13 protein-coding genes and 1 tRNA gene are annotated in these 12,319 nt (G+C 50.5%); 8 read left to right on the forward strand and 6 right to left on the reverse strand.

From position 1 onward, the window contains the following. Nucleotides 1-67: 67 nt before the first annotated feature. The 3 genes from LCH85_19490 to LCH85_19500 all read right to left on the reverse strand — a co-directional run bounded on the left by LCH85_19490 (nucleotide 68) and on the right by LCH85_19500 (nucleotide 3,047). Nucleotides 68-988: a hypothetical protein gene (locus tag LCH85_19490; protein MCA0354184.1), complete on the reverse strand. Its 921-nt coding sequence runs from the start codon at nucleotides 986-988 to the stop codon at nucleotides 68-70. A gap of 10 nt (nucleotides 989-998) precedes the next feature. Next, complete coding sequence (locus tag LCH85_19495; GenBank protein MCA0354185.1) at nucleotides 999-1,886, reverse strand: DUF58 domain-containing protein; 888 nt, start codon at nucleotides 1,884-1,886, stop codon at nucleotides 999-1,001. Nucleotides 1,887-2,069: 183 nt separating this feature from the next. Beyond that, on the reverse strand, nucleotides 2,070-3,047 hold the full coding sequence (locus tag LCH85_19500) for a MoxR family ATPase (GenBank protein ID MCA0354186.1): 978 nt from the start codon (nucleotides 3,045-3,047) through the stop codon (nucleotides 2,070-2,072). A 330-nt stretch (nucleotides 3,048-3,377) separates the two neighbouring features. On the opposite strand from LCH85_19500, the gene LCH85_19505 reads away from it, so the two are divergent. From LCH85_19505 to mtnP, 5 genes are all read left to right on the forward strand, one after another. Further along, nucleotides 3,378-3,860 (forward strand): cupredoxin domain-containing protein, encoded by a 483-nt coding sequence (locus LCH85_19505; GenBank protein ID MCA0354187.1) that lies wholly within the window; start codon nucleotides 3,378-3,380, stop codon nucleotides 3,858-3,860. Nucleotides 3,861-4,020: 160 nt separating this feature from the next. Further along, nucleotides 4,021-5,094, forward strand: coding sequence for a PstS family phosphate ABC transporter substrate-binding protein (locus tag LCH85_19510; GenBank protein MCA0354188.1), 1,074 nt, complete (start codon nucleotides 4,021-4,023; stop codon nucleotides 5,092-5,094). Between the two features lie 3 nt (nucleotides 5,095-5,097). Continuing rightward, nucleotides 5,098-6,771, forward strand: a complete 1,674-nt coding sequence (locus tag LCH85_19515) for a HAMP domain-containing protein (protein MCA0354189.1) — start codon at nucleotides 5,098-5,100, stop codon at nucleotides 6,769-6,771. A gap of 26 nt (nucleotides 6,772-6,797) precedes the next feature. After that, nucleotides 6,798-7,190: a response regulator gene (locus LCH85_19520; GenBank protein MCA0354190.1), complete on the forward strand. Its 393-nt coding sequence runs from the start codon at nucleotides 6,798-6,800 to the stop codon at nucleotides 7,188-7,190. 97 nt (nucleotides 7,191-7,287) lie between these two features. Then, nucleotides 7,288-8,148 (forward strand): S-methyl-5'-thioadenosine phosphorylase, encoded by an 861-nt coding sequence (gene mtnP, locus LCH85_19525; GenBank protein ID MCA0354191.1) that lies wholly within the window; start codon nucleotides 7,288-7,290, stop codon nucleotides 8,146-8,148. Between the two features lie 99 nt (nucleotides 8,149-8,247). Here the strand turns inward: mtnP and LCH85_19530 are convergent, their stop codons facing one another. The 3 genes from LCH85_19530 to LCH85_19540 all read right to left on the reverse strand — a co-directional run bounded on the left by LCH85_19530 (nucleotide 8,248) and on the right by LCH85_19540 (nucleotide 10,809). Further along, on the reverse strand, nucleotides 8,248-8,403 hold the full coding sequence (locus LCH85_19530) for a Flp family type IVb pilin (protein MCA0354192.1): 156 nt from the start codon (nucleotides 8,401-8,403) through the stop codon (nucleotides 8,248-8,250). Between the two features lie 101 nt (nucleotides 8,404-8,504). Beyond that, nucleotides 8,505-9,548, reverse strand: a complete 1,044-nt coding sequence (locus LCH85_19535) for a histidine kinase (GenBank protein MCA0354193.1) — start codon at nucleotides 9,546-9,548, stop codon at nucleotides 8,505-8,507. A gap of 64 nt (nucleotides 9,549-9,612) precedes the next feature. Next, nucleotides 9,613-10,809, reverse strand: a complete 1,197-nt coding sequence (locus LCH85_19540; protein MCA0354194.1) for a beta-ketoacyl-[acyl-carrier-protein] synthase family protein — start codon at nucleotides 10,807-10,809, stop codon at nucleotides 9,613-9,615. Between the two features lie 107 nt (nucleotides 10,810-10,916). On the opposite strand from LCH85_19540, the gene LCH85_19545 reads away from it, so the two are divergent. From LCH85_19545 to tuf, 3 genes are all read left to right on the forward strand, one after another. Next, on the forward strand, nucleotides 10,917-11,768 hold the full coding sequence (locus LCH85_19545; protein MCA0354195.1) for a DUF72 domain-containing protein: 852 nt from the start codon (nucleotides 10,917-10,919) through the stop codon (nucleotides 11,766-11,768). A 32-nt stretch (nucleotides 11,769-11,800) separates the two neighbouring features. After that, nucleotides 11,801-11,897, forward strand: a tRNA-Sec gene (locus LCH85_19550). A gap of 268 nt (nucleotides 11,898-12,165) precedes the next feature. Further along, nucleotides 12,166-12,319, forward strand: a 154-nt coding sequence (gene tuf, locus LCH85_19555) for an elongation factor Tu (GenBank protein ID MCA0354196.1), incomplete at its 3' end; no start/stop codon positions are given.

Here is a 12,319-nt window from a genome sequence, read left to right on the forward strand (position 1 = left end):
ATAATTTTCGAATAGTTTCCCAACCAATAGGGTTTCATCCCTCATCCTTCATCCTTCATCCTTTCGATCAGCGTGTCGCCAAAATCGCTTGGCGGGCGTTATCGATCATGGCGTGGGCTTCGATTGGATTGGGTAGTTGGCGGGCAAATTTCACGCCATCAGATTCGGCCAGCAAACGCAACAACATATCACGGCGTTGTTGCATGCTCGGGTGCGAGAGCGCTAACCGCACTTCGTTGGTGGTTCGCTCAAGCGCTGGCACCGAGAAACGATCAGTGATGAAGGTTCGCAGCACATCAGCAATCAAGGCATAATGTTCGACAATTCGGCCTTGATCGATTAAGCGTAAACCGCCAATTCGTTCAAGTTCAGCCATCGCCACCGCAAATGGGTCACGGACTGGTTGCAGCGCTTGGGCCGGAACTGGCACTGGCCGATGTTTGCGGAAGTAGGTGATCGCCCAAGCCGCAAAGCCAGCCAGCAAAATTGCCAACAACGAAAGGCCAATAATCAATAAATAGTTTGCTTGTTCATTCATAATCAATTGTGGTTTCAATGGTTTAATATCTTCAGCATTTTCATCGAGCACCGAAGCCACTTCAACACTAACGGGCTGGGTATTGGCTCGGCCAGTGGTTCCATCGGGATTGGTTATTTTGACCAGTTGGGTTGGAAAGGCATGAATGCCCACATCCCAGTTGGTTAATTGGCAGCGCCAGCCTTGGCGTAAGCCGTCGGCAACGCTGGTTTCAGTCAGCGGAGCACAATCGCGCACTTCCCATTCGCCAAACATTTTGGTTGGCATCGCTGGAAGTTCGCTTTTGAAACCGTTGGGCGTGGTCACTTGCAATTCGTATTCGACCAAATCGCCCACCGTAATTTTGGTGCGATTGAGTTGGGCACGCACGGCTACGGCTGGCTCGGCGGCTGCGACCGGAGCAATCAAGAGCAAACAACTTAATCCGAATAACCACCACAATTTTGCCATAGCTGTTCCTCTAGCCGCGTTCACGGCGTTTCATCCGACGATTAAAGAAGCTTTGCAGCGAATCGGCGTAACGCCCATCAGTTTGCAAACTCATATGATCAACGCCCAAGGCCCGTAGTTCGGCCACATGGCTTTGGTGCTGAGCTTCGGCCTGCTTTTCAAACATTTCGCGTAATTTTTCGTTGCGCAAATCGACGACCAACTCTTGGCCGGTTTCAGCATCTTGTAGCCGTACCAAGCCAACCTTGGGCAATTTGCGTTCGCGCGGATCTTCTACGCGCACTGCGACGACATCATGGCGACGCGCCGTAATCCGCAACGGTCGAATCCAATTATCGAGCGAGCGAAAATCCGAGATGATGAAGACCAAGGCTTTGCCTTCGACCACATTATTGAGGTAATCCAAGGCTTTGGTAATGTTGGTGCCGCGATGCTCAGGGTCGATTGTGAGCAATGAGCGCACAATTTGCATCACATGGTTGCGGCCTTTGCGCGGCGGGATAAAGCGCTCAACTTCTTCGGTAAACAGCAGCATGCCCACGCGGTCGTTATTGCGCACTGCCGAAAATGCCAAGGTTGCGCATAATTCGGCTTCTAGTTCGCGTTTGAGTTTGCGAGTTGTGCCGAAATCTGCCGAAGCACTCATATCGACTAACAGCATCACCGTCATTTCACGCTCTTCGACGAAGCGCTTGATAAACGGACGACCTGTCCGCGCCGTAACATTCCAATCGATCGCACGAACATCATCGCCAGGCTCGTATTCGCGAATTTCATCGAACTCAACGCCACGCCCCTTGAAGCTGCTCATGTACATGCCTGCAAACACACCAGTTACCAACTTGGTCGTTTTCAATTCAATGAAGCGCACTTGGCGCATGAGTTCTTGTAAGTTCATGATGTATCCGCAATTGATCCACGAAGGACATGAAGGGTGATGTGGCTATGGGCATTTGGCTATTGGCTACCGGAATTCTTGAGTTACCACAGGATGTTCCGATAGCCAAATGCCTTTAGTCTATAGCCATCGTTCTCTGCATTGAATCCCGACCCCCGAGCCCCAAAAACCGATCCCCAACTCCTACGGTACCCGCACTCGATTGAGAATTTGGGCGACCAAGTTTTCCGACGTGATATTTTCGGCTTCGGCTTCGTAGGTGGCGATCAAACGGTGGCGCAACACATCCAAGGCCATATGTTTAACGTCATCGGGCGTAACATAAGCGCGGCCTTGCAAGAAGGCGGCCCCTTTGGCGGCCAAGGTCATAAAAATGGTGGCCCGTGGCGATGCACCAAATTCAATATAGGGCTTGATTTGGGCCAAGCCATATTGTTCAGGTTTACGGGTGGCAAACACCAAATCCAAAATATAATGCTTGACCCGATCATCAATATAAATTTGATGGAAAATCTTGCGAGCGTTATCAAGCTCCTCGATCGTCATGGTTGTGCTCATTTTAGGAGTGGTTGCCCCAGTCATGCGATTGAGAATTTCGTATTCTTCCTCGCGGGTTGGGTAATCGACCACGACTTTGAGCATAAAACGGTCAACTTGAGCTTCAGGCAAGGGGTAAGTTCCATCGTTTTCAATGGGGTTTTGGGTTGCCATCACCAAATACGGGTGGGGCAATTTAAAGGTATCCGAGCCAATTGTCACTTGGCGCTCTTGCATGGCTTCGAGCAAAGCACTTTGCACTTTGGCCGGGGCACGGTTAATTTCGTCGGCCAGCAAAAAGTTGGTAAAAATTGGCCCTTTTTTAATCGAGAAATCGCCAGTGCGTTGATTGTAAATTTGCGTACCGATCAAGTCGCCAGGCAACAAATCGGGGGTAAACTGAATCCGTTCAAATTGGGCATGAATCCCTTCGGCCATACTTTTGACCATCAAGGTTTTGGCCAACCCTGGAACACCTTCAATTAATAAGTGACCATTGGCCAACAACCCAATCAAGATGCGTTCAGCTAAGGCCCGCTGCCCAACCACAATTTTTCCTACTTCGCCCACAAGGCTTTGCAAGGCCTCGCCTGCGCGGCGTACATCGCTACTATTTGTTTCCAAGGTGAACCTCGCACGTCAACAACGGGTAGCCGAATCTTTTTTCTGTTGTCGATAATACCATAACCTTGGGCCAAAAACCCGCTTTTTTAGCTGCGTTTAAGCCAATTCTCACCATACTTAAGCTATGAAGAAATAATGAAGACCGATGCTAGGCTACTATACCCAAGCAAAATGCTTAAAAATTGCCAAACCAGATGTGATGTTTACGACAATCAGGTTAATGCCCGATACCCATCCCCTGTGGGGGCAGGTATACTGAGCTTGTGCCTTACGACCGTTGCCAAGCTGCCAACGGTTGTTTTAATGAATACCGTTTGAAAGGATGCTTCCGTGAAGAAGTTGAGTCTTGCACTCTTGCTTGTTGTTTCGTTAACTTTAGCTGCTTGTGGTGGAGAAGCTGCCACGACCGCCCCATCAACAGATAACGGCGCTGCAACCAGCGCACCCAGCACCGGTGGCGGTAGCTCGACTCTGACGATTGACGCTGCAGCTGGTGGTACTTTAGCTTTTGCCGCAACGGCAGCCGAAACCACCGCTGGCGAAGTAACCGTAACCTTCAATAACCCAGGCGCTTTGGCCCATAACTTGGTTATCGTTAAAACTGGCGAAGAACAAGCTGCAGTTGATGCCTCGATGGCTTCGGCTCCCGACTTCTTGCCTCCCGCAGGCTCGACCCTTGGTCATAGCAAAACGATTGCTGCTGGCGCAAGCGATACCTTCACCGTCAGCTTGCAACCAGGTACCTACAGCTTTATCTGTACCTACCCAGCCCACTATGCTGCTGGCATGAAGGGTACTTTGACCGTCAAATAAGCAACGAGTAAGCCTCGTAGCAATCAACGCGAATGGGTTTTCCATTCGCGTTTTGGTTTAATTCACTACATAGATTTTTGAGATTCTTAACCTCGATATGACCAACACTTAACAATTGGCAACTACCCTACAAGCTGTATAGTTTGTGGAGTGTTGGGCTGTGCTACAACGATTTTTTTTGCTTTGCTGCCTCGTAACGTTGGCTGGATGTGGTGTAACTACCGCCCAACCGACGGCTACAAGCCTCCCCGCGACAGCAACACCCGCTCCAACCACCCTCGCTCAAACAACTCCTGCAGTAACGGCGAATCCAGCTTTGCGCGGCACAATCGTGATCGATGGCTCAAGCACGGTGTTTCCAATTACTGAGGCAGTTGCCCGTGAGTTTGCCCTGACTGCGCCGAATGTCCAAGTGCAATTGGGCGTGAGCGGCACTGGTGGCGGGTTTAAGAAGTTTTGTGCTGGTGAAACGGTGATCTCCGATGCTTCGCGCCCAATCAAGCAGAGCGAAGCTGCCGAGTGTGCTGCCAATCAGATTGATTTTGTGGAAATTCCAGTGGCCTTCGATGGCCTCTCGTTGGTTGCCAACCCCAGTAATACATGGCTCGAATGTATGACTGTAGCCGAATTAAACACGCTCTGGCAGCCAGATGCGACCAATATTATTACCAATTGGCGCATGTTGCGCCCCATTTGGCCAACCAGTACCTTGCAATTGTATGGCGCAGGTCAAGATTCAGGCACCTTCGATTATTTCACCAGCGCAATTGTTGGAACTGAGGGTTCCAGCCGTAGCGACGTGATCAGCAGCGAAGACGATTATCTGATTGCTCAGGATATTGCGGGCGACCCCAATGCCTTGGGCTATTTTGGTTATGCCTACTATCGCGAATACCAAGAACGTCTGAAATTAATTGCGGTTGATGCTGGCAATGGCTGCGTCCTGCCTTCGGAGCAAACGATTGCCGATGGCTCGTATCAACCACTTTCGCGGCCAATTTTCATCTATGTGCGAGCCGATGCGCTTGATCGGGCTGAAGTGGCGGCGTTTGTTGATTTTTATCTCAGCGATTTGGCGCGGGTGGTGGCTGACGTGAAATATGTGCCCTTACCAGCCCGAGCCTATCAATTTGCCCAAGAGCGCGTGCAACAACGCAAACTTGGCTCGCTGTTCGAAGGTGGTTCGCAAATCGGGGTTTCGATTGAACGCTTGCTTGAGCTAGAAGGACAATAAGCGATGCGGCTTTCTTTTCGCACAAAATTGCTTGGCTCAATTGCCCTCGACTTGGCCTTGATGATCGCCTTGGGTGTTTTTGCGTTAAACGGCTTTAGTAACGTTTTTCAAAAAGCCTCGATGATTGAGCAAATTACCATTCCTTCGCTCGATTTGAGCGATCGGATTAATTTTATCAGCACAAAATATCATGCCTTGCAGCTTGAATATATTATCAACAACAGTGCTGCTGATAAAGCCCGCATCGAGGGCGAAATGCAAGCGCTTGAGCAACAAATGGATAATGCATTTGCTGCATATCGCCAACTTGATACCACTATGGTCGAAGGCGAAACCTTGAACGCGGTGGCGATGGCTTGGCAACGCTTTGTGCTAGAAACTAACGAACAGTTTTTGCCAACTGCGCGTTTGAGCAATACTGGCAGTGTGCAGCCAGCGCTCAATCGCCTCAATCCCTATTATGAAGATGTGCTTAGTGCCACCGATATTTTGGGTCAGTTGAGCCAAAATCAAGCCAACGAGGCCTTGGCTTCGGTTGGCCAAACCTTTGAATCAGCGCGTTTGGTGATTTATGGCGAAATTGCCTTTACCGTGCTGCTTTCGGGCGCGATTGGCTTGATGCTGGCAACCCGCACGGCACGGCGGATTCGCAATCTGACTGATGCCACCGTGGCTGTGGCTGGTGGTGATTTGGAACGCACGGTGCAAGTGCGTGGCGGCGATGAATTGCAAACCTTGGCGAGCAACTTCAACAGCATGGTGCGTAGCTTGCGCGAGCATCGCGATATGCTCGAACTGCGCAATGCTGAACTGGCCGAGAGTTTGTATGTGCAGCAACAATTGACCGAGGATATTATTCGGCGCAAGCAGGCCGAAGAGATTGCTTTACGCGCTCAGGCAGCAGCCGAAGCGGCGAGCCAAGCCAAAAGTATGTTTGTGGCAACCATGAGCCACGAGTTGCGCACCCCGTTGAATGCAATTTTGGGCTATACCCAATTATTGCATCTCGGAGCCAAAGCGCGAGGCCAAGAAGATGTTTTGCCCCAGCTTGAGCGGATTCGCTTGGCGGGCAAACATCTGCTCACCTTAGTTTCGAATGTACTCGATTTCTCCAAAATTGAGCATGGCAAGATGAACCTTGATCTTGGCGATGTGCAATTGGCCAGCTTAGTTGATGAAGTGATGGGGATTGTTCAGCCCTTAGCTGAAGCCCGTTTTGATCAACTGACGACTGAATTTGCTAGTACCAGCCTGATTTACAGCGATGGTGGCAAAATTCGCCAGATTTTATTCAACTTATTGAGCAATGCGATTAAATTTACCGAAGCTGGCACAGTGACCCTGCGCGTGTGGGATGAGCAACGTGCTGGCGAGCCATGGCTGGTATTTGCGGTTAGCGATACTGGCATCGGCATGGCTCCTGATCAATTACGGCGTTTGTTTAAGCCATTTGTCCAAGCCGATGAATCGACGACCCGCACTTATGGCGGGACTGGTTTAGGCTTGGCGCTTAGTCAGCAACTTGCAGCGATGCTTGGCGGCTCGATCAGTGTTGAAAGCTGCCCCAATGTTGGCTCGACCTTTACATTGCAGATACCCGTTCAATGTCCAGAGCAATCTGAAGCTACGCTGGTGATGGCAGCATCGCCACTGGTTAATTCGAGCGCTGTGGCCTGATACCCAACCAACTTAGGAGGATTCCCATGGGGATGATTTTAGTTGTTGATGATAATGGCGATAATCGTTTCTTGCTTCAACAGATGTTATCGTTGAATGGCTATAGCGTGATTAGTGCTGTGAATGGGCAAGATGCCCTTGATAAAGTGCATAATACCACTCCCGACTTGGTGCTAATGGATATGGCGATGCCAGTCAAAGATGGCTGGACTGCAACCGCCGAATTGAAGGCTCAAAGCCGCTATTCACATATTCCGGTGATTGCGGTAACTGGGCATACTACCTATAACGAGCTATCACGCGCCACGGCGGCTGGCTGTATCGATCATCTCGAAAAGCCGATCGACTACGAAGTGCTTGTGCGCAAAGTGGCCCAATATCTAAAAAAAAATGAAAAACAATTGGCGCTAGGCGCTTAAGTTTCTTAATCAATAAGTACTTGCCCTGTCACGCTAGTGATGGGGCATTTGGCGTGTGCTCTGCTATACTAGGCCAATATCAACAGGAGGATCAATAATGGAACCAATTAGCATTGGGATTATTGGCGGCAGCGGGCTGTATGCGATGGAAGCCCTGACCGACCGCAGCGAAATACAACTTACAACCCCATTTGGCGACCCCAGCGATGCCGTGATTGTTGGCAATTTGGCTGGGCAACGCGTGGCATTTTTGCCGCGTCATGGCCGTGGACATCGCTTTACCCCTTCAGAAGTGCCCTATCGCGCCAATATTCATGCGCTCAAACAATTGGGCGTGCGTTTTATTCTTGGGGTTAGTGCGGTTGGAAGTCTGCGCGAAGAGTTGGTACCAGGCCATTTGGTTATTCCCAATCAAGCGATTGATCGTACCAAGGGCGTGCGGCCTGCGACCTTCTTTGGCGAGGGCATGGTAGCGCATGTGGCTTTTGGCGAGCCAGTTTGTCCGCATTTAAGTGCTTTAGTGAGCCAAGCTGCCCATGCTGCTAGCAATACAACCGTGCATGATGGTGGAACCTATTGCTGTATGGAAGGCCCACAGTTTTCGACGAAGGCTGAGTCGGAGCTTTATCGCAGTTGGGGTTGCTCGATTATTGGCATGACTTTATTGCCAGAAGCCAAACTTGCACGAGAAGCCGAAATTGCCTATGCCAATCTTTCGCTTGTTACCGATTACGATTGCTGGCATCCTGATCATGATAATGTCACGGCGGCGATGGTGGTTGAAACGATCAATCGCAATGTAACCGCAGCTCAATCGACAATTGCCGCATTAATTCCCTTGATTGATCCGACGGCAGTCTATCCAGCACATTCAGCATTGGCTCATGCCGTGATGACTGCTCCAGAAGCGATTCCTGCGGCAGCGCGTGAACGTTTGGCCTTGCTCTATCGTGGCTGATGCTGAACGATTGTTTGCGCCGATCGAGGTTGACGAAAACGATCGTTAAATACAAAACCAGCACCAATTGGTGCTGGTTTTGTGTACTTCCGGTTGAACCTAGTTCAAAGCGGTAGCGACGGTGTTGAGTTTGTTGTTGACGTTCTTGCCGAGCAAGGTCAAGACAGCGATAACAACGATAGCGATCAAGGCGAGGATCAAAGCGTATTCAACCAAGCCTTGGCCTTCTTCTTTAGCGAAAAATGAACGAAACATTGCGGTATCTCCTTACGAGAAAGAATATAATTACGATGTGTGCATAATATCCGACCTTGGTTGGAACGACAATAGGATGATAGTACTATCAACAGGGGGGACTAGGGTGCAGGTACGACTGCCACAACTCGTGTCCCCCGTCCTACCGTGCTTTCTATGCCCATTTGGCCACGTAAGAGCACTTCGGCCTGTTGGCGTAGGCTGGCAATCCCCATATTGCGTTTGCCCGTTGGGTCGTTGAGCGTTTCGGCCACATGAAAGCCCGCTCCATCATCCTCAATCGCAATTTGAATGCGGCTAGCATCAGCCTCAAGGATAATTCGGACATGTGAAGCATTGGCGTGGCGGTGCACATTATTCAGCGCTTCTTGGACAAAACGGAAAATTGTTACTTCATAATGACCAGGCAAGCGAGTTTCTAAACCTTGCACCATTAAATTGATTTCGATGTTGTTTTTATCACCAAACTCTTGGCTATAGCGCTTGAGGGTTGGTAACAACCCTAAATCATCAAGCGTCATCGGGCGTAAATCGAAGATAAAACGCCGCGTATCCTGCAACACGGTATTAATCGCCGTTTTGAGGCTGGCCATCTCCGAACGAGCTTGATTGGTATCGTGATCGAGGAAGCGTTCGCAAATTTCGGCTCGTAACACCAAGTTACTCATCGATTGCGCTGGGCCATCGTGCATTTGCAACGAAATCCGCAGGCGCTCCTTTTCTTGGGCTTGAATAATCGCGGCAATTTGTTCTTGTGGATTAACGTGTGGCAAGTTGGAAATGGTTGTTTCGGCCACAACGCTGACCTCATCGAGGCTTTGAATTAGTTTTTGCAGCGTATCTTGTTGTTCGCGCAGCACTTGTTGCTTTGTTTGCAGTTGCTCAACTTGGCTGCGCATCATCTGAACACGGGTTTGAACTTCTTGGGCCGAAGTGTAGAAATTTTTTATATCAACTTTTTCGTAGCGCTCGAAATTGACTTCCATATCGCGACGGCGACTGGAAACCGACATTTCACGTTGCGACATTTTATCGACTTCAGCTTGATTTTGGCGAACCAAGGCATCAAGTTCGGTCATTTGGCGACGAATGCGGTCTTGTTGGTCACGCAATTCTTTTAATAATGCGTCTTTGTCGGCTGCCATAAGCCCTCCAATTTGATGGTGGTGCGTGAATGAAATTATACTGGTGGCGATTTTACTGCGTCAATTATACCCAGCGACGCAGCACTAAAACGGCGTTGGAGCCACCAAACCCAAACGATTCTTTAACTGCGAGATTAATTGTTTGCTGGCGAGCACCTTCAACCACAAAATCCAAATCACAATCAGGATCGCCTGCTTGCCAATTGATCGTTGGTGGTAGCACTTGATCGCGTAAAGCTAAGATCGTCGCGACTGCTTCGAGCGCTGAGCTTGCGCCCATCGCATGGCCGGTTGCGCCTTTGATTGCCGAAATTGGCACTTGCTTGGCGCGTGTGCCAAAAACGGCTTTGATGGTTGCGGCTTCGGCGGCATCGCCCAGCTTGGTGCCAGTGGCATGGGCATTAATATAATCGACATCGTGAATGCTAATTTGGGCACGCTGTAATGCTTTGGTTAATGTTAATGTTTGGTGTTCTAAATCGGGCGCGACAATGCTGCCACTAGCAGTTGTTGCGGCTGAGGCCACGATCTCGGCTAAAATAGATGCATTGCGGGCTTGGGCATGCTCCAAACTTTCGAGCACAAACGCGCCTGCCCCTTCCGCCAACACTAAACCATTGCGATCAGCGCTGAACGGGCGGCAGGCTCGGCCTGGGTCGCTCAGGTCGCTAGCGAGTACACGCAAGGGCTTCCAGGCTGCATACATGCCTTTGGTAAGTGGGGCATCGGAGGCTCCTGCAACCGCCGTTTCAATCACTCCAGCCCGAATCAAATCGGCGGCAATGCCAATTGCTTGCAAACCTGAGGCGCAGGTGGCCGAAATTAAGGTGCTTGGGCCGTGTAGATCAAAGACGGTACAAAGATGTGGTAGCACAGCGGCGGGCATACAAGCGGGCACAGTATCTGCCCGTACTTTGCCATTGGTGAACCAATTTTCGTAGCAAGCTTCGATCGTCGAAATCGTGGTATAGCCTGTGCCCCATAAGACAGCGGTATCTTGGGGTAGGCCGTTGGCCATGCTGATCGCCTGCTCCACGGCGTGATGGGCCAAACTGATCATCCGATCAGGCTGGCGGCGATGGCTGGTGAGCAATGGTAAATCGGGGGTTGCGCCACCAACCACCGGATCTTTGTAGGGCGCTAGGTCGGGCAGTGGCTTGACCCCGCTTTGGCCTGCCAACAAGGCCGCCCAATACGCTTCAATATCATTCCCAAGGGCGCTGCAAATCCCGATTCCGGTGATGACAACTCGCTGTTTCATAGAGGCTCCTCTGCGCTGCCGACCTACCACAGGCTCCATTGTCGTGGTATGGCTTGGTGGTTTCGGGGTTATGATGCTACTGTTCATTGTAGCGGGGAGTGTATCCAATGTCGAATATCTATCTGGGCTGTGCAATTTGGGGCTATCGGCCTTGGGTTGGCCAGTTTTTGCCTGCTGCAACCAGCAACGCCGAAATGCTCAAGACCTATGCTGAACGTCTTACAACAGTGGAAATTAACGCTACCTTTTATGCCGTGCCTGATCAGACCACGGTGTTGCGTTGGGCCAATGATACTCCTGATAACTTTCGTTTTAGCCCAAAAATTCCGCAAGCAATTAGCCATAGTGGCAATTTGGCCCAGCATGTGGCTCAAACCCAAGCTTTTGTGGCGCAAATGCAGTTGCTTGGCCCAAAACTTGGCCCGATTTTTCTGCAACTTGGCCCAGCCTATAGCCCAGCCAATTTTGGCGATTTGCAGCAATGGCTAGCGGCTTGGGATCATAATGTCGCGTTGGCGGTTGAGGTGCGCCATCGTGGTTGGTTTGTAGCACAAGCAGCTCAACGCTTGAATGGTTTATTAGCTGAGCATGGCGTTGGCCGCGTTTTAGTTGATGTTCGACCCATTAATACTGGCGTAACCAAGGATCAAGTCATTTTAGATGCGCGACGTAAAAAGCCCAGCGTACCCTATCATGTCGATGTAACTGCGCCGTTTGTCTTGCTACGCTTTATGGGCCACCCCGATTTAGCGATTGACCAGCCGTTGCTGGCGCAATGGGCCGATACAATTGTGGCAATGTTAAATGATGGCCTGACGGTCTATGCGTTTATGCATTGCCCCGTTGAAGAGCGTTCGCCAGAGATGTGCGAAATTTTGGCGCAGGCCTTGGTTGCACGCGGAATTGACTATCCCTTGCCTACGCCACCAGCGCCAATTCAACAACTTTCGATGTTTTGATCAAACGGCGGCTTCGTGGTACTGTTGCCAGTGGGAGTACATGGGGTCTGGTGGCCTCGTCAGTCTTCAAAATTGGTCGGCGCTATGACGAATAGCGTTGGTGTGTTCGATTCGCACGTACTCCCGCCAGATACGAATTCACGAGCCAAATTGCTGAGGAAATCGCTATTTGCGTTTCCGCCAAAAGGTGTGTTATAATCGGCTTTCGTGCGAGTTGTGACATTTAAACAAGTCAACTTTATCTGGGTAAGTGTACCCCGCACACCATAACGTAGAACCACAGTAGGGAATGGTCAATTAAGGGGCCGCAGGGCGCGACTACCAATTTTCCATTCCTGTTCCGTTGTCTTTTTGTCAGCGGCTAACGGTATTTGTAATAGCAGGAGCCACAACCAACATGGCTAAGCAAAAGTTTGAGCGGAATAAGCCCCACATCAACATTGGGACGATCGGGCACGTTGACCACGGCAAGACGACCTTGACCGCTGCCATCACCAAAACCATGGCACTGCGTGGCCGCGCTGAATTCCGCGCCTTCGACCAAATCGACA

This window comes from Chloroflexota bacterium (assembly GCA_020161265.1).
Taxonomy (GTDB): Bacteria; Chloroflexota; Chloroflexia; order Chloroflexales; family Herpetosiphonaceae; genus Herpetosiphon.

Bases quoted from the DNA above. Each gene is read 5' to 3' on its own strand.
- LCH85_19490 (MCA0354184.1), bottom strand. From the start codon at position 988: ATGGCAAAATTGTGGTGGTTATTCGGATTAAGTTGTTTGCTCTTGATT.
- LCH85_19495 (MCA0354185.1), bottom strand. From the start codon at position 1,886: ATGAACTTACAAGAACTCATGCGCCAAGTGCGCTTCATTGAATTGAAA.
- LCH85_19515 (MCA0354189.1), top strand. From the start codon at position 5,098: ATGCGGCTTTCTTTTCGCACAAAATTGCTTGGCTCAATTGCCCTCGAC.
- LCH85_19520 (MCA0354190.1), top strand. From the start codon at position 6,798: ATGGGGATGATTTTAGTTGTTGATGATAATGGCGATAATCGTTTCTTG.
- mtnP (MCA0354191.1), top strand. From the start codon at position 7,288: ATGGAACCAATTAGCATTGGGATTATTGGCGGCAGCGGGCTGTATGCG.
- LCH85_19530 (MCA0354192.1), bottom strand. From the start codon at position 8,403: ATGTTTCGTTCATTTTTCGCTAAAGAAGAAGGCCAAGGCTTGGTTGAA.
- LCH85_19535 (MCA0354193.1), bottom strand. From the start codon at position 9,548: ATGGCAGCCGACAAAGACGCATTATTAAAAGAATTGCGTGACCAACAA.
- LCH85_19540 (MCA0354194.1), bottom strand. From the start codon at position 10,809: ATGAAACAGCGAGTTGTCATCACCGGAATCGGGATTTGCAGCGCCCTT.
- LCH85_19545 (MCA0354195.1), top strand. From the start codon at position 10,917: ATGTCGAATATCTATCTGGGCTGTGCAATTTGGGGCTATCGGCCTTGG.